Genomic DNA, 17,458 nt, shown 5'->3' on the forward strand with positions numbered 1-17,458 from the left:
AAACAACACAAAAAAGTTAGCTTGGCTGCCATTACCAAGTGCTATGTTATCGGCGCTAATATCCCATGCATACTCTTTACTTAGCTGGCCTGCTAATGCAGCCCTAAACTCGTCGTTACCCGTTGGGCCGTCGTAAAGGCCAAATACTTGCGATACCTTATTACTGGCAACGAGTTTTTGTAATTCACTTAAAAAAACTTCATTTACTTGTGGTACTAATGCGGGATTACCGCCACCCAGCATAACAATATTAGGATTGTTGCTGTTTTTAGCACCGCCTAAATCTTCCATTAACTGAGTAATGCCGTTGGGTTGTGTAAATTTAGTGCCAAAGTTTGAGTAGTTCATAATGCATAGCGTTTGTTAATAATGGGGAGGGCAGTATAGCGTAAATAAAGGGCTTAAATTCGATGATGAGAATAATTCAATGCTTGGTTTTACAGCTAATAATGGCAAGGTAATTTATTATAAGATCGGGGCTAAGTTAAGGCTTTTTAACGCCGTATAAAAACTCTTCGCCACAGTCCATATACAAATCAAATTTGGTCATAACTTTGGTAAACATGGGGGCGTGTAAAAACTCGTTTAACCAGGCGCGCACATGCGTGTATTCACTTTGCAAGTACCAGTGTTTATCTACACGGGCAAACTGTCTAATAAACGGTAGCAGGGCATAATCGGCTAGGCTTTTTTCATTGCCCATTAAGTATTTATGCGTGGTTAGTTTTGCTTCGAATTGCTTAATAAACTCTTCGCAGGCTTTTTGGTAGTAAATTTGTGCCATGTCTTTTGTGCGAGCGTAAAACTTGTACTTTTCAAGTACGGGTTTAAATTGTATGTCGTTCAACTTAATTAATTCAAGCATGCGCTCAAGTGCTAATGGGTTTTGAGTATGCAGTAAATTATGTGGGTCATTTTGCTCTAATGCCCAGAGCATAATGTCTAGGCTTTCATCTATTACTTGATTATTCGGCAGTAATAAAACAGGCACCGTGCCTTTTGGTGATATTTTCAAAAGATGCGGTGGTTTGTTTTTAGTTTTTATAGCGCGTAGGAGCACGTGTTGCTCTGCCATTAAAATACCCATTCGTGCACGCATTGCGTATGGGCAGTGTTGTAATGAATATAATAATGGCAATGTCATGTTTACTTACCTTAGCTATTTAAGCCTTCAACATATTGCTGACGTGTTTTTACTTTTACCATGTGATTTAACTGATCGGCCGCGTGTGTTTGCCCACTAATTAAATCTTGGAAGTGTGCAAGTAACACGGCTTTATCTAGCTTTTCTTTATCGCCTGAGCCAATGTCGGTTAAATCAATCATAAACTCGTCAAACTTGTCAGCGTAATCGGTCACAATATCCATATTTAAAAATTGCTCATGGTTATAAATGCTCGGGTAGCCGCCTTTTTGTTTATCAATGGCAAAGCTAATGCCTTTAACATTGGTAACGGTTGTTTCTTTTTTACAGCTCAGCATACAGCTTGCGTCAATACGTGGTTTTTTACAGCCTACGGTTTGCTGGAAAAAACACTGACGGCTGGTCATCATTAGTATTGGATGATAAATGCTGTACATCATTTTAAAGTCGTTAGGGCGTTTAATACTACGCATTTGCTGTTTGTTAATCTCGTTTGAAATAAACGCGCCTTTAGCATTTAAATCCTCTTGTAGCGTTAATAATGCATAAGAGTTTGTGGTGTTTAATAACGGGCCTGCAATCCAGTCAATACCCATTTGCACTGCTTTGTATGCTACGCCTGTGTTATTACTAATAATAAGTTTAGGTTTTACAACCTCGAGTAAACGTACAGCTTCTTCAAAATCTTTACCAATTAGTACAGCTGGAAACCACGGAATTAACTGCGGGTGTTCTAAAAATACATTTATGTATTTATCGTTATCGGTTCTAAAGCTCTCAGGTAATTTAAAGTAAACGTCACCAGCTGTTAAATTACATAAGTGAGCGTCTTTTATGTCCGATATTAAAATAGAAAGTGTAGTTATATTTTCGGCTTTTTCGTGATTCACTAGTTTAGGTAATTCAACTGGCGCTATAACGTCTTTCCCTTCGTTTAATAAAAAAGCGACTTGCTTTTTAATACGCGCTAGCTCTTTAAACGGAATGCTTAAGTTGTCGCCGAGGTTTGTGTAATCCATATTTTTAATTTCAAAATTGGCATTACTAAACGTTTTAAAGCGCTTATCAATGGCAGCAATATCAACAACTGATTTGTCGGCTATTTGTATAGGCATTTGCGATTGAACTTCAAAGCGTAGAGGTTCTTTTGCGTTTTTATTTGAAAGCGTAATATCGTTTTTATCTTCAATAATTATGTTTACAGTGAATGGCTGATTTAATTGCCCTGTAAATTCTAATGAAAGCTCGCGCTTTGAAATATCTAAAAACTCAATTTTCTTTTTAACTAACGAATCAATTTCACTTTTTTGGGTAGAAAGCTCTTGTTGCGCATCGTAAATTTGCACTACCGAAATCGCGTTGTTTTTTTCGTTAGCGTGATCAAAGCTATGGTCTCGCGGATTGTCGGTAAACATATTTTTGGTCATGTCGCCGGTTAAAAACTTATTAGTAAAGTTACGGTTAAACACTTTATATAAGCTTGAGTCGTCTTCAATTAAGTTACCGGTTTGTACAAAGGTATCTATTTGTTTGCGCCAGCTGTCAATAACCGTATGTACGTAGTTAGCGCCTTTAATTCGGCCTTCTACTTTTAACGAATCAACGCCTGCGGCTACCAGCTCTGGTAGGTCAAAATAAGCTGAGTTATCTTTTAAGTTTAATGGGTGTTTGTTACCCATTGCCGTTGGCTCATATTCATCACGACATGCTTGCGAGCAGCGACCACGATTACCCGAGTTACCTACACTTACTGAGCTTGAATAACATTGCCCTGAAAACGCAATACATAATGCGCCATGTACAAACACTTCGGTTAGTACGTCGCATTTGTGCGCTACGTCGGTCAATATTTTAATTTCAGTTAAGTTAAGCTCGCGCGATAAATTTACACGTGTAGCGCCAATGCGCGCTAAAAACTCAACTTGCGATTCGTTATGCGTAGTTAACTGCGTTGATGCGTGAATATGCAAAGTAGGAAAGTGTTTTTTAACAATGTTGAACAATCCTAAATCTTGCACAATTATGCCATCAAGAGTTGTATTTACTAGCTGATTTAACAGCTTAAATAGCGCACCCATTTCGTGCTCTAATATTACCACGTTAAGCGTTAAAAAAATCTCACAGCCGTATTCGTGGGCTAAGCGAAGTGCGCCGTTAAGCTCATCAAACGAAAGATTAGACGCTCGGTTACGTGCATTAAAGGTATCTAACCCACAATAAACCGCATTAGCACCGGCTACAATGGCGGCTTTTACCGCGTTAACATCACCGCCTGGGGCTAATAGTTCAATCTTTCTACTCATGACAACTTCACTTTGCTCATATTTAATTGCCGCGAATTTTATCTGGTTAAGCACGTTAATGCTATTTATTGAGGGATATAAAGTATTATAAAATCTCTTACTGTCTATTGACCTAGGGTATGTAATGGGTAATTCTCTAAATATCGTGGTTAAATCAGTAGCTCTGATAAACTATTTAAAAACGAAAAATATATAAAGGTTTAAAAGAGCTAGTTATATACATTTTATAATAAATAGCCAAAATTTAGATGTGAGAAGTATGGTGAGTAGCATAAAAAAATCTAATTTACCTTCATGCCAAAATTGGGTAGAACAATTTAATCCGGAAGATAGGACTGATGCTAGGGACTTGATTGATGAATTGATTTATATAGAGACTAGTAGTGTAATTGATGATCTTACCAGTGAGATTAAAAAAATCATAAAAGATGAAGAAAAAGTTTCAATTATCCCAGTTAGAGAAGTTTATAAAGATGAAGTTTCTTATTTTGACCTTATTGATAAAAGTAAGAACCCGGTTTTTAATATGCCAAACGAACCTTTAGGTAGTGAAGCGATAACATCGAATTTAGTAACAAGATTAAGGCGAGGTTATGGTAAGTCGGTGGTTTTAGAGCACAATCAAAAGACTAAAACTTATAATACTCCATCACTTTCCTGCATGAGAGCAGAAAAAGTGAAAGCTATAATTTTAGTAGATGATGTCATTGGAAGTGGGAAGAGAACATTAGAGTTTTTTAACTTTATCTATAAACATAAAACAATAAAAAGCTGGGTATCTAGTGGAGTAATCAAAATATATATTTTAAGTTATATGGCTACAAATAAAGGTATTACTTTTTTATCTGAAAACATAAATAAGAATTTAGTCAAAATAATAAAAATAAATAAGTGCCCTACATTTTATGACTCACTAAATAGTTCAAAATTCATTCAGCTATGTAAAAGATATGCGAACAAAAACGAATTATACCCGTTAGGCTTTAAAGATTCTTTTGTCAAAGTTTTCTTTGAACACTCAGCACCAAATAACATGCCTTCTATCTTACATAAAAATATTAAAATATATAAAGGAAAAGATGAAAATTTGTTGATGCTACCGAATCAGTGGAAAGCTTTGTTTCCTAGTAGAGGTGTTCCAAGATCATTGATAGTAGAGTTATCATCATCTAAAAACACTAAAAATATGAAACAGGCTCTTAGAAGCTTACTTAAAATAATGATTAGTCTTGAAATCACTACCTTAGCTAACTTAATTAAGTTAACAAAAATAGAAAAAGTACACTTAAAACAGTACATCAAGATCTGTGTTGGTTTGGATATTTTAAAAGTTCAAGGTAACAACGTATCAATTACAAATCGTACAAAGAACGAATATAGTGCGTTATGCATAAGTAACAAAGGTATTGATATTAATGAAAGTTTTTATTACCCTAATCGATGAGTAGTGTTAATTGTACTTGATTTTAGTGTTCTTGCCGTATTTCGGCTTGGCATCTTTCGAGATGTTTCGGACTTTATGTGGGAAGTTTTACTTTCAAATATTTAATATCTTTAAATATTTTGAATTAGATAAACATATGTCAGTTTTAAACGACTTTACTCCTAGTGCGATGACTTCGTCGTCGTAAAGTCTAAAGATTAAAAGATAAAACTATAGGTATTATCATGACGATTAACTCTACTCACTCTTATATAGCCACCGGACTAAGTAAAAATATAGACTTAACTTTCCTCGAAAATATTATTTCAGAATCGAATAGTCAAAGGTTCAATAATCGTACTTATATTCATGGATTGAACCATATTAGCCATTTGACGGGCGTGGATTATTTTTTTCTACACGACATAATGACAAGGAAAGAAAACCCTTATAAAATTTTTTTCATTAGGAAAAATTTAGGGAATAGGGAAATAAAAGAACCGAATCAAAGATTAAAATTGGTTCAAAGAACCATAAATCAACAAGTCCTATCTAAAATCCCCGTTCATTGGAGATGTTTTTCATATCATAAAGGAGCTTCTATAGTAAAATGTGCAAGTGAGCATTTAGGGGCAAAATCTTTAGTTAAATTCGATATATCAGACTTCTTTGGCAACATCAACGAGTTATTAGTTTACAAGTCATTGATAAAATTAAAATATAGTGGTTCCTCATCTTATGCAATGGCTCGATTGTGTACGCATCCAAATTCGGAAAATGATAATTTTGGAGTATTACCTCAGGGAGCACCAACAAGCCCAAGTCTCTCAAATTTAGTCTTCTTTGATGTTGATTGTAAATTACAAAGATTAGCGCATAAAAATAATTTAATTTATTCAAGATATGCTGACGATATAACATTTTCATCATTCAATGATTTGAGTAGACAAGAATTTTTGGATTTGAAATTATCAGTAGTTAAGATTCTAAAGTATCACAACTTCGAGCTGAATAGAGATAAAATAAAATTTATTTCGTCAAGCACTCCAAAATTTGTGCTTGGAATAAATGTTGGAGGAGAAACTTTAAAATTGTCTAAAAGATATAAGAATGATATAGATTGTCATATTTATGGACTTAAAAAGTATGGACTTGTTGAACATATGCGACATAGAAAATTCACTTCAGTATTTGGTATGATTCAGGAGTTATTTGGTAAAATAAATCATGCTAAAAATGTCGAAGAAAGCTTCGGGCTTAGCCGAGAGTCGGAGTTAAGAAATTTTATTCAAACTAAAGGTTTGTTTTTTAATTAAAGGAAGTATTCATGGAACAACCAACTTTTTTAACGGCATTTTTGGCTGGTGGTATTTTTGGAACAATTCTTACAGCTTTTTCAAGTATTTTTATTGCTTATCTAACCCATAAGTTAACAGGTAAACGCGAACTAGATAAGTGGCGTTTGGCTGAAAAACACAAAGCATCTATCGAGATTCTTAATATACTTTTACAAAATCCAAAAAATGAAGATATAAATGACTGGACATATAAGCTACGAGGTTCTTCCATAAAGTTGCAACTTCTTTTTGAATCTGGTTCAGCTCCAAAGCCTTTAGAGGATAGTTTAGAGGCTGNAGAACTAGCCGATTGGTCTATTCAATTGAGGGAAAACATAAAAATGCTAAGGTTTGAATTGGCAAGTTGTTGTCAGGGTTAGTATTTTTGTGAATTACTTAATTGTGTAATATATTATCTTTTAAGTTTATGATATTCCTACTAAATATAGGGTTGATTCAACAGTGCTTTACACATTATCAAAAATAGTAAATTAACAGGTATAGTCTACATACCTTACATTTTAGTTAGGCTAATTTTATCCAAAAAATTGAATTTAAAATACAACGATTAGTTCAATTAACTAATCAAATAAACACAAGCACAGAAAGCAACGTTGCTCATTTCGTTAAAAACACCCAACTAAAAATAGCCACATTTAACCTGTTTAATTACCTTGAGCCACCCAATGCATTCTATGAGTTTGAGAAAATTTATACCGCGCAGCAGTGGGCTAAAAAGCAGCGTTGGATTGTTGATTACTTAACGCAGCATGCGCCTGATGTAATTGGTTTTCAGGAAGTGTTTAGTATTGATTCGTTAAAAGAGCTAGTTGCTGATCAAGGCTATAACTACTTTGCAGTAGTTGATACGCCAGAGGTAATTGATGATTTTATTTATAGACGCCCCGTTGTAGCGATTGCCTCTAAATATCCCATAGTTGAAGTAGCAGCGGTTGAACACGATAGTGAGCTTGCGAGTTCGCTTGGCCTTAATAGTGAGTTTACCTTTAGTCGCAAAGTACTAAGAGCAACTATAACGCTGCCGCATATAGGTAATACTGATTGTTATGTGGTGCACTTTAAATCTAAGCGCCCAATGATTGAAGTTGATGAACACAATAAAGAGCTTGCACCTGAGCAAAACATAATTGAGATTTTAAAAGCGAATGTAGCGGGCGGGTGGGGCTCAACTATTCAGCGTGGCAGTGAAGCCACATTACTAATGATACAAATGATTACTCGCCGTGAAGCTACGCAGCAACCCATGCTATTAATGGGGGACTTTAATAATGAACTTGCGGATGGCGTATTAAGCCATTTACTCACAAATACATTACGCTTTGCTCCTGCGTTTGACGCTAAAACCTACCTTGCTAAATATTGTTTAAATGATTCATGGGATCTGTTTATTAAGTCGCAGCTAAGTATTGATGAGGTTTCTAGCGATGAAGCAATAACAAACGATGTACAAAGCGATTGTGATAGTGGTAACAGCGAGATTGCTGATTCAGCGGATAAAAGCCAAGTAAAAAATATAAACATAGCAAAACCAGCACTGTTAAGGCCGCCAACACATTACTACGGCGCAAGCAGCTCTGTGCTTGATTACATTTTATTGTCGTGTGAGTTTGACGCTAGTTACGATGACAGCTTTTTTGAAGTCAGTAATTATAACACTTACGATAGGCACTTAATAAACCCTGAGTACGAACGTGATGATTTAACTACCGACCACGGTGTTGTATTGGTTACCCTTAAACTGAGAAGCTAGGTTTTCTCATCTAATAACTTACAGCGCACGATTAAGCTAAAAAAAGAATTAAGTTGCGATATGCATAATTATGCTAAAATCATAAATTAGCAATTACTCATATTGCAGCGAAACTTGACCTGCAGTCTTTATGTGTATATTTTATCGCCAGAATTTTTGCATTAAATTAATAACAAATCACTAGAATGGTAAATATGGAATTTTACACTCACTCGTATCACACGCGAAAGATGGACTTAATTTCGCAAGTACACTGTTTATTCGTAAATCGAATTTATAATTCTAAATTTTTAGTAAAAGCTTTGCTTTGTGCTTTGTTTATTAGCTTAAGCAGCGCTTACGCGCAAGAAACCACCTCATACAGTTTGATCAACGAATCCAGCGAAGGGCTACTAAAAAGAGCCGAATTACTTATGGATACTGACGTCATAACAAGTATCGAACTTAGTAAGGAATTGTTGTCACAAGCGCAGAGTGCCGATGACACATTACTCAGTGCAAAGTTGCATAACTTGTTAGGTAAAGCGAATAAAAAAAATAATAATATTAATGAATCGCTTCATCACTATTCACAATCCTCTGTTTATTACAGCAAGTTAAATGATGCTAATAACCAAATAAAAGCCTCTATTAATTATATAAAAATATTATTAGATGAAAAACGATATGACGAACTTGCTTCAAGCATTGAAACTTTGTTACCTACAACACTTGTGTATGGCGATGAGTTTTTTATAGCGCAAGTACTTCTTACTAAAGGGGATTCGTTTTATGACCAAAAAAAATATATTGATGCAAACGCACAATACTCATCTGCTTTAAAGTATCTCGTTGATGAGGATGAATCTGTACAAAAAAAGTTAGGTGAAACATATAAAAAATTAGCTCAGTCGTACAAACGGCTTAAAAATAGAGAGCAAACGGCTTATTTTTATACCAAAGCTTTAGGGATATACACCAATTTAGGTGATTTAAAGTTGATGGCGCGCACATTAAATACACTAGCAGAAGCGCAGCGCTATTTAGATAATTTAGTTTTAGCCCTTGATTACTCCACTCGCGCATTAGACATACATAAAAAAATTGACGATCCTGTTGGCTTGGCTAAAGCATTATTAGGTGCGGGTATTATTTATCGTCATATTAACCTTTACGAAAAATCACTCGAGCATGTAAATAAGGCATATTTATATTATAAAAAAGTAAATAACGTGCTTGGGATTGCTAAAACATCGAACCAAATGGGACTGCTATATACGCGATTAAAGCAATTTGACCAGGCCGAGCTTTTTTATCAAATAACCATTGATTTACCAGAAGGTATGGTTGAGGAAAAAACGCTGGCAACGGCTTTGAGAGAGATGGCTGTTATTAACTATGAATCTGGCGACTTAGATTCGGCGATGAAATTTGCACAAAAAGCTTACGTAACTTATAAAGCTGAAAACCTTAAGTCTTACATTTCCATAACGTCGCGGATTATTGCTAATATTTATCGCGCTCATGGGGATAAAAATAAGGCTATTGAGTATTATAAAGAGTCATTATCGGTCGCGAGAGTAACGGGTAATAAACTTTATGAAATAAAGTCGCTAACAGCGCTAGCCGCGATTTTAATTGGAATTGATACAAATGAGGCGATTATCTTACTTAAAAGATCACTCGCTTTATCAACGCAGTTAGATGATAAGTTACATATGCTATACGCTTATCGTGAAATTCGAATAGCCGAAAAGCTGCGTGGGCGCATAGACGAGTCACTTCGTTACGCGGAAGAAGAAATAGCCCTGACCGAAATTCTTCAAAACGAAAGAGACGAAAATAAGCTTGCTCTTGAAAAAGCACATTTGCATTCTCACAAGATGGAAACAGAGCTGGAGACCTTGAGAGAAAAAGAAAAACTCCATCAACTTGAGCTTGAAAAGAAAAACAATGAAATTGAAATATCTGACCAAGCTAGGGTTATATCAGAGCTAGAGCTTGCAAAAAACAAATATGCGAGTATTGCGCTCGCATTTTTATTAGCTGCTTGTTTAGCTATTGTTTTACTGGTTTATAGAAGTTTTATTGCTTCTAAAAAACGTAATGAAGAGTTGGACTATTTGGCTGCAAGAGATCCTTTGACCAATTGTTATAACCGTCGCATTTTATTTGAGGTTATGAATCGTGACTTTTTGAATTTACCTCAGATTGAAGAATATTGTATTTTAATGGTCGATATCGATCATTTTAAAAGTGTTAATGATACTTATGGGCATAGCATTGGCGACACTGTACTTTGTGGCGTGGCTGAGCTGTTACAAGCCAATATACGTAAAAGTGATCGTGTTGCTCGTTTTGGTGGCGAAGAGTTTTGTATTATTTTACCCAATACAACTCAAGAGCAAGCAATTCGGATTGCTGAGGCAATTCGAATTAAAGTAGAAGAAGCAATCTTTGATGAGATTCCTGTTACGTGTAGTTTTGGGGTTACCTCAATCAAATTTAAAGCCAGAACTCCTTCTGAGTTAATTGAACAGGCTGATTTAGCTCTTTATGAAGCTAAGTCTTTGTGTCGTAACCAAGTTGTATTATGGGATGCTTCGTTTGAAGAATTTAAGCTTTTTAGATCGGAGTAAACCCAACTGTATATAGCTCAGTTTTGATGTGGTTTTTAAAATCATAACAAGTAAATTTTATACAACGCTGTGAGTTACTTACATATGTGATTGGGCTTAAAAAATTAATCCTCTAAATATCAAAGCATTAACTTTGGCTTTGATATTGCTCCCCTAACTAAGTTAAAAAACAAAACAGGGAACTTAACAATGACAGAAGTTGCACTTTCGGCCTATTTGGCATTTTACCTCTATTTAATTATGTTGCTTGTACAGTGGGCGGTCGCTACGTTTAGCAAAGCTAAAGAGCCTAATGCTGTACCAGGTAAAATTAGCGATGATTTATCGCACGACAGTTTTATATTTAGAGCGCATCGTACGTTTCATAATACGCTTGAAAACAGCGCGTTATTTATAGGTACTGTTTTATTTGCGTTTGTAATTAATTTACAGAGCCCTATTTTTGCAATGTGTGTTTGGGTGTACTTAATTGCGCGCTTAATCCATATGGTGCTGTACTATGCTATCGCAACAGAGAAAAACCCAAGCCCACGTAGTTACTTCTTTTTAATAGGGGTGCTTGCTAATGTGGTTATGCTGATAATGATAGGGTTAAGACTAATCTCTTAATTTATTAAAAAAGTTATAAACTCTATTTATAACTTTAAACAAAAAAGCGAAGAGCCTTTAAGGCATCTTCGCTTTTTTGTTTAGGTAGCAGCAGAATATAAACCACGTCTACAGTAAGGCAATATTAATGGCTAATCGACGCCTATAAACCCACCTGTTTGATGTGTCCATAGAGCTGCGTAAATTCCACCTTTAGCGATTAGTTCTTCATGAGTGCCTTGCTCAACTACGCCGCCATCATCAAGTACAATTAATCTATCCATTTGTGCAATGGTTGAGAGCCTATGCGCTATCGCGATGACTGTTTTGCCTGTCATTAAATCATCAAGGCTTGCCTGAATTGCTGCCTCTACTTCTGAGTCGAGTGCGCTGGTGGCTTCGTCGAGTATAAGTATGGGTGCATTTTTAAGTAGCACACGTGCAATAGCAATACGCTGGCGCTGACCGCCCGAAAGAGTAACGCCGCGTTCGCCTACTTGTGCGTCAAAGCCTTTGTTACCTTTGCTATCTACTAAGTCATTTATAAACTCAAGTGCTTTAGCTTGTTTAGTAGCGGTTATCATCTCAGCTTGCGTTGCATCAGGGCGACCGTACAAAATGTTGTCTTTTACTGAGCGATGTAGCAGGGACGTATCTTGTGTAACCATCGCTATATAACGGCGTAGGCTTTCTTGGCTTACATCTGTGATGTTTTGACCATCAATTTTTATTGTGCCAGAGTCGGTATCGTAAAAACGCAGTAGTAAGTTAACAAGTGTTGACTTACCTGCACCAGAGCGACCGACTAAACCTATTTTTTCGCCAGGTTTAATATTTAAGTTTAAACCGTTCATTACAGGGCTGCGATTAGTTTCGTTTGCAGCTTTTCCGTAGTTAAAGTGTACGTTGTTAAACTCAATAGCACCTTGGCTTACGTTAAGCGTATCGGCGTTTGGTTTATCGGCAACTTCAATAGGGTTTGACAGTGTTTTCATGCCATCGGCTACGGTGCCGATGTTTTCGAATAAGCTGCTTATTTCCCACATGATCCACTGTGCCATGCCGTTTAATCTGAGTGCTAAGCTAACGGCTACCGCAATAGCACCTGCGCTAATTGCGCTAAGTGACCATAGGTAAAGTGATACGGCAGCAACAGAGAACACTAATAGATAATTTAGGGTTTGAATAACAAAGTTTAAGCTGGTGACTAAGCGCATTTGTTTGTACACAGGCTGCAAAAATACATCCATGCTTTGTTTTGCGTATTGCTCTTCACGTTGGGTATACGAAAACAGCTTAATTGTAGAAATATTAGTGTAACTATCAACAATTCGACCGGTCATTTCTGAGCGAGCATCTGCTTGTGAGCTGGCAATTTTTTTAAGACGCGGTACAAAGTAAAGCTGCACGAAAATGTATAAAACTAACCAAACCAGTAGCGGAATCATTAACCGCCAATCAGCTTCGGCCACTAAAAATACCATAGAGCCAAAGTAAACCACTATGTACATTAATACATCGAGTAGCTTTGTAACGGTTTCGCGAACAGCTAAAGAGGTTTGTAATACTTTAGTGGCTATTCTTCCTGCAAATTCATTTTGATAAAAGCTAACACTTTGACGCAGTAAATAACGATGCGCTAACCAGCGAATCGACATGGGATAATTGCCCAGTAATGCTTGGTGCAAAATAGCAGAATGAAAAAATACAACAACGGGCAGCACAACTAATAGCATAACAGCCATTTTGATAAGTTCTGACTTTTGCTCTACAAACAAGGTTTCGGGTGTGTAGGCGGTTAACCAATCCACAAGTTGGCCCATGTAGCTAAATAAAGAAACCTCTAAAATAGCGAGCAGGGCGGCGCTGATTGACATTAGCAGCAGCGAGAGCTCCATTCCTTTGGTGTAGTGACGGCAAAAAGCAAACAAAGTAGAAGGTGGCTGAGTGGGTTGGTCCTCAGGAAATGCTTTTGTCATTTTTTCAAATAATCGATACATTTTAAAAACTTAAATGGCAAATAATGATGCGTATCATACCATTTAAGTGTTTTTAAATGCAGGTTTGCAAGGTATTAATTGTGAATATACTAGAGCATTATTTATATAAACCTATGTCAAAAAGAGCATCAAAAAAGCACTTTACTTACTTTTATAGCATTGGGTTATTTAGGTTTGTGCCTTTGCTCATGTATAAATCGTCATATCTGAGGCCACCATTTCCGTAAGGCTTTTTAATCGGGCCTGTATTACAGTTTGCTAAAAAGTATATAAGAGGTTGTTCGCGCTTCATTCTAAATTGTGCATTTTTATACACCAGTGTTTGCTTGCTAAATTCACCACCTTTTACGTAAACATCGTATTGCTGACCTTGCTTTGAGGCTGCTGCGTTATTAACAACGTACCACACATCGTACCATGTATTTGTTTGCAGTGGCTTGGCCGATTGTTTGGTAGTGTAGTTTTGAATGTTGCTATACCCATTGCCGATTTTAACCATTAATGCGCCATCGTTTACAAGTCCGTTTGATTCTGTTTTATCGGTTACGCGAAGTGTAGGCTCAAACGCATCGTACGCATGTTTATTAATTAGCTCTGGCGTGAGGTTGCTTAATCCAAAAGCATGGTTATTAGGAAAAGCAGCCACGTTTATACGTATATAAAATGTGTAGGTTTGACCAACTTCAACCGCTTGTGGAAGCTTTGTATAAGAAAGCGCTTTGCGATTGCCAACAATACCATCGCGTGCAGGCTTTTTTAGTAAATAATGATTTGTAGATGTAGATGTAGATGTAGATGTAGATGTAGTTGCTTGTTCTGGTTGTATAACTGTTATTTGTGGGTTTTTAACCTGTGGTTTAGTTTCATTTTGCGTATCGACACTCTGCCACTTGCTAAGTGAATTTTCAAAATCATCAATAAGTAGCCAATCGCTTGACGTGTTTTTAGAAATGGTTGAACACGCCGCTAGCGTGCTTAACAAACATAAAAGTAACGTGTGTTTAAAATGCATAATTGGATCTCAGTAAGTTTAGGTGTTTTTGGTTAACCAATTATCTTTTTGGCTATAACTTTAAAGCAAAGGTTATGTAACCAATTTAATGTTTTTATGTCAATCATTAAAGCAATAGGTATGGTTTGATAGAGCTTGAAAATGTAATATAACCTTTGCATTCAATCAGCTCGGCAAGCTTTAGCTGAGTTTAAATTATTAGGACGTTTTATGTATACGGGTTCGTGTTTGTGTGGTGAGGTAAATGTTGAAGTGTCGGGTAGTATAACCAGCATTATTCATTGTCATTGCTCACTGTGCAGAAAAAACAGCGGGACTGCATTTGCAACCAATGGCTTTGTAAATACTGAGGACTTTATAATAACTAAAGGACAAGAGCAGCTGAGTGAATTTAGTTTTAAACCAGGGCGCACTCGTTACTTTTGTAAATGTTGCGGCTCGCCGGTTTACAGTAGCAACAATGATGGTAAAAGCAGAATACGAATTCGTTTAGGAATATTCGATAGCGATATTACTGAGCTGGTATTATCGCATAATTTTGTTACGTCTAAAGCTAACTGGGAGCAGCTAGAAACAAGCTTACCGTGCTATGAAAAACATGAACCTGGGCGGTAACGCATTTTATTCAATGTGGTAAATACTGTTAATACTTTTATAAAGGTTTGGCGCAAAATTTATAAACACAGGTGAGTTTTGTATTTCATCAACGTTTATGTGCATTAATGTTTGCTGGCTTAGTATGATTACTATATTTTTGTATTCGTTAAACTCTATTATCGCTAAGCACTTAAAATGTTGCCTTAAAAGCACTAAAAGCATTTGCAACTCTTTGCCAGTTTGCGGGTTTAAATTAATGATTACTTGAGTACTTGGCTCACTACAGCGGTTTATGTTTTGCCAAAAGCTATCGCTGGTTAAAAAAGGCTGATGATATTCACCACTAAAAATATCGATAGTGATCACGTTAAAGTGATCAGAGCATTGCGAAATATATTGCTCGGCGCATTGTAAATAGCTGCTGTGCTTAATTGGTAACTTAAAGTGCTGAGCAGCAATTAAAGCAATGCTTGGGTTTATTTCTACTGTGTTAAATGTATTGATGGTGTTTATGTAAGGCGTACTACTTTGCAAGTGATACATAATTCGCTCAAACCCTGCAGTGCCTAAACCTAGATTTAATATGTTTAGTGTATCTACCGGTTTAAGTAAAAACAGCAGCATGCACTGGTTTACAGGTACGATTACTTGCTCAGGGTGTGTTAGGTTCATAACACCTTGAATAGTTATGTCATCATTGGCCTTTTGTGCAAGGGTTAGCCAACGATATTCTTTATTTTGGTACACACATACGGGACCGTATGCACTTTGCTGCGATTCAATAAGGTTACTTTTAACTGTATCTTCTTTTAGCTGGCGCATAACTTAAACTATATATATAAACACAATGATAGTGTGCCATGAAAAACACACTTTATAATAGATTATTGTGTAACAAGGTTTGTAATTTAACCTCTAAATATAATATTGTATTAGCAATTAATTAGTTAGACGTTATTCAAGGATTGAAAATGGGATTAATTTTAGGGCCTGCTGTTTTGGCATGGTTTGCAGTATTTATCTATTCTTTACGATTAGGGTATGTGCTTATTTATAAAAACATGAGCGCACTGACCACAGTGACTACTTTTGCAATTGGTATTATTGGTCTGTTGGCTTTTATGACGTATGGATATAGGCAGTTTGTAAACAACACCTCTGTTTGGGCATTTGAGATCCCAAGTTATTTTTTATTTAGCAAAATTGCTTTTATAGGTGTCTTGAGTGGTTTTTTACTTAACTACTATATTAATCCTGAAAATAGTTCGGAGTTTTTGATCTGTTTAGCATTTGTATTAATATTTATGTTTTCTGCTGGTGTGCTTGCAAGCTTAGGGGGACATGAGGCCTTTTTAAAAGAATTTGATATTAAAACCACTTATTAAAAATATGCATAATAAATTTTGGCCAGAACCATTCAAGGTAGTGGGCTTTTTACTATCCTAGTAACCTCTTGTAAATGCGCTTTAGCGTGCTCCTTTCTGCATCTACCTCAAATGTATTGCCATAAAATCTTACTTAGGTAATGGTTACACTATAATAATTAGGAGCTAATAGATGCTTAAAACACCTTTGAAAATCACAACAACGTTACTTAAATTTACTGCAATTGCAGGTGCCTGCACACTTGCATTATCAGCACATGGTGAAACACAATTACAATATACCGACCAACAAAAGTTACATGACATAGCAAGTGAAGTGTCGGCTACCCGTATTGGTAGTGATATTCAAACGCTGGTGGATTTTGGTACTCGTCATACGCTTTCAGATACTAAATCGGATACTCGAGGTATTGGTGCGGCTAGGCGCTGGATAAAAAAAGAATTTGAAAAAATATCGGCACAGTGTGGTGGTTGTTTGGAAATTATTGAAGTAAAGGACACTATATCGGGCGAAAAACGCATTCCTAATCCTGTTGAAGTGGTTAACATAGTGGCTATTCAACGCGGATCAAGCGAGCCTAATCGAATGGTGATGATGTCGGGTGATATAGATTCACGTGTAAGTGATGTTATGGATTTTACTAGCGACTCTCCTGGCGCAAATGATAATGCATCAGGTGTAGCTGGTGTTATAGAAGCTGCTCGTGTTTTAAGTAAATACAAATTTAATGGTTCAGTAGTTTACGCGGCGCTTTCGGGCGAAGAGCAAGGTTTATTTGGCGGTAAAATATTAACGGCTTATGCACAAAAGCATGACTGGCAAGTTCATGGCGTTTTAAACAACGATATGATTGGCAATATTACCGGTATTAATGGCGTAACTGACAACACCACTGCACGTATATTTTCAGAAGGTACCCGTGTTGTTGAAACTAAAAAGCAAGCTAATACTCGTCGCTTTACAGGTGGTGAAGTTGATTCTGCGAGTCGTAATTTAGCTCGCTACATAGACACTATTGCTGACAGATATATTCCTAATTTAGATACAATGCTTGTATATCGATTAGATAGATTTGGCCGTGGTGGGCATCATCGTCCATTTAATGACGCAGGTTTTGCTGCAGTGCGTATTATGGAAACTAATGAGCACTACGATCGTCAGCATCAAGATTTACGCACTGAAGATGGTGTTGAGTATGGTGATACCATTGAAGGTGTTGATTTTGACTATGCGGCTAAGCTAACCTCACTTAATGCAGTAACTATGGCGTCTATGGCTT

The 17,458-nt window shown here is 36.4% G+C and carries 13 protein-coding genes and 1 pseudogene; 8 read left to right on the forward strand and 6 right to left on the reverse strand.

All coding sequences use genetic code 11. From position 1 onward, the window contains the following. From avtA to L656_RS0119360, 3 genes and pseudogenes are all read right to left on the reverse strand, one after another. Positions 1–348, reverse strand: a pseudogene (gene avtA, locus L656_RS0119350) (valine--pyruvate transaminase); the annotation flags it as partial. Between the two features lie 136 nt (positions 349–484). Beyond that, complete coding sequence (locus L656_RS0119355; protein WP_024600432.1) at positions 485–1,144, reverse strand: glutathione S-transferase; 660 nt, start codon at positions 1,142–1,144, stop codon at positions 485–487. Between the two features lie 11 nt (positions 1,145–1,155). After that, a complete protein-coding gene (locus tag L656_RS0119360) occupies positions 1,156–3,447 on the reverse strand; it encodes a peptidase U32 family protein (protein WP_024600433.1) in 2,292 nt (763 codons plus the stop codon). Between the two features lie 259 nt (positions 3,448–3,706). Here L656_RS0119360 and L656_RS0119365 point away from each other — a divergent pair, with 259 nt between their 5' ends. The 5 genes from L656_RS0119365 to L656_RS0119390 all read left to right on the forward strand — a co-directional run bounded on the left by L656_RS0119365 (position 3,707) and on the right by L656_RS0119390 (position 11,205). After that, complete coding sequence (locus L656_RS0119365) at positions 3,707–4,891, forward strand: phosphoribosyltransferase-like protein (RefSeq protein ID WP_024600434.1); 1,185 nt, start codon at positions 3,707–3,709, stop codon at positions 4,889–4,891. Positions 4,892–5,115: 224 nt separating this feature from the next. Then, positions 5,116–6,186, forward strand: a complete 1,071-nt coding sequence (locus L656_RS0119370) for a reverse transcriptase family protein (protein WP_024600435.1) — start codon at positions 5,116–5,118, stop codon at positions 6,184–6,186. Between the two features lie 682 nt (positions 6,187–6,868). Further along, positions 6,869–7,978 (forward strand): endonuclease/exonuclease/phosphatase family protein, encoded by a 1,110-nt coding sequence (locus L656_RS0119380; RefSeq protein ID WP_024600437.1) that lies wholly within the window; start codon positions 6,869–6,871, stop codon positions 7,976–7,978. A 413-nt stretch (positions 7,979–8,391) separates the two neighbouring features. Further along, on the forward strand, positions 8,392–10,596 hold the full coding sequence (locus L656_RS0119385; RefSeq protein ID WP_241763453.1) for a tetratricopeptide repeat-containing diguanylate cyclase: 2,205 nt from the start codon (positions 8,392–8,394) through the stop codon (positions 10,594–10,596). Between the two features lie 189 nt (positions 10,597–10,785). Continuing rightward, complete coding sequence (locus L656_RS0119390; RefSeq protein ID WP_024600439.1) at positions 10,786–11,205, forward strand: MAPEG family protein; 420 nt, start codon at positions 10,786–10,788, stop codon at positions 11,203–11,205. Positions 11,206–11,336: 131 nt separating this feature from the next. On the opposite strand, the gene L656_RS0119395 is transcribed toward L656_RS0119390, so the two are convergent. Then, entirely contained in the window at positions 11,337–13,184 is a 1,848-nt protein-coding gene (locus L656_RS0119395) for an ABC transporter ATP-binding protein (protein WP_024600440.1), read from the reverse strand. 151 nt (positions 13,185–13,335) lie between these two features. Further along, positions 13,336–14,196 (reverse strand): hypothetical protein, encoded by an 861-nt coding sequence (locus tag L656_RS0119400; protein WP_024600441.1) that lies wholly within the window; start codon positions 14,194–14,196, stop codon positions 13,336–13,338. 210 nt (positions 14,197–14,406) lie between these two features. On the opposite strand from L656_RS0119400, the gene L656_RS0119405 reads away from it, so the two are divergent. Further along, on the forward strand, positions 14,407–14,811 hold the full coding sequence (locus L656_RS0119405; protein ID WP_024600442.1) for a GFA family protein: 405 nt from the start codon (positions 14,407–14,409) through the stop codon (positions 14,809–14,811). 6 nt (positions 14,812–14,817) lie between these two features. On the opposite strand, the gene L656_RS0119410 is transcribed toward L656_RS0119405, so the two are convergent. Next, the gene (locus L656_RS0119410; protein WP_024600443.1) at positions 14,818–15,615 is read right to left on the reverse strand and encodes a hypothetical protein; all 798 of its coding nucleotides are present in this window, start codon (positions 15,613–15,615) and stop codon (positions 14,818–14,820) included. 149 nt (positions 15,616–15,764) lie between these two features. Here L656_RS0119410 and L656_RS0119415 point away from each other — a divergent pair, with 149 nt between their 5' ends. Beyond that, a complete protein-coding gene (locus L656_RS0119415) occupies positions 15,765–16,178 on the forward strand; it encodes a hypothetical protein (RefSeq protein ID WP_024600444.1) in 414 nt (137 codons plus the stop codon). A gap of 172 nt (positions 16,179–16,350) precedes the next feature. Further along, on the forward strand, positions 16,351–17,458 hold a 1,108-nt coding region (locus L656_RS0119420), incomplete at its 3' end, for a M28 family peptidase (protein WP_024600445.1).

The organism is Pseudoalteromonas sp. TAE56 (assembly GCF_000497955.1).
In the GTDB taxonomy this organism is placed as follows: Bacteria; Pseudomonadota; Gammaproteobacteria; order Enterobacterales; family Alteromonadaceae; genus Pseudoalteromonas.

Excerpts from the sequence above, each read along its gene's own strand:
- L656_RS0119355 (WP_024600432.1), bottom strand. The coding sequence starts at position 1,144 with ATGACATTGCCATTATTATATTCATTACAACACTGCCCATACGCAATG.
- L656_RS0119360 (WP_024600433.1), bottom strand. The coding sequence starts at position 3,447 with ATGAGTAGAAAGATTGAACTATTAGCCCCAGGCGGTGATGTTAACGCG.
- L656_RS0119365 (WP_024600434.1), top strand. The coding sequence starts at position 3,707 with ATGGTGAGTAGCATAAAAAAATCTAATTTACCTTCATGCCAAAATTGG.
- L656_RS0119370 (WP_024600435.1), top strand. The coding sequence starts at position 5,116 with ATGACGATTAACTCTACTCACTCTTATATAGCCACCGGACTAAGTAAA.
- L656_RS0119385 (WP_241763453.1), top strand. The coding sequence starts at position 8,392 with ATGGATACTGACGTCATAACAAGTATCGAACTTAGTAAGGAATTGTTG.
- L656_RS0119390 (WP_024600439.1), top strand. The coding sequence starts at position 10,786 with ATGACAGAAGTTGCACTTTCGGCCTATTTGGCATTTTACCTCTATTTA.
- L656_RS0119395 (WP_024600440.1), bottom strand. The coding sequence starts at position 13,184 with ATGTATCGATTATTTGAAAAAATGACAAAAGCATTTCCTGAGGACCAA.
- L656_RS0119400 (WP_024600441.1), bottom strand. The coding sequence starts at position 14,196 with ATGCATTTTAAACACACGTTACTTTTATGTTTGTTAAGCACGCTAGCG.
- L656_RS0119405 (WP_024600442.1), top strand. The coding sequence starts at position 14,407 with ATGTATACGGGTTCGTGTTTGTGTGGTGAGGTAAATGTTGAAGTGTCG.
- L656_RS0119410 (WP_024600443.1), bottom strand. The coding sequence starts at position 15,615 with ATGCGCCAGCTAAAAGAAGATACAGTTAAAAGTAACCTTATTGAATCG.
- L656_RS0119415 (WP_024600444.1), top strand. The coding sequence starts at position 15,765 with ATGGGATTAATTTTAGGGCCTGCTGTTTTGGCATGGTTTGCAGTATTT.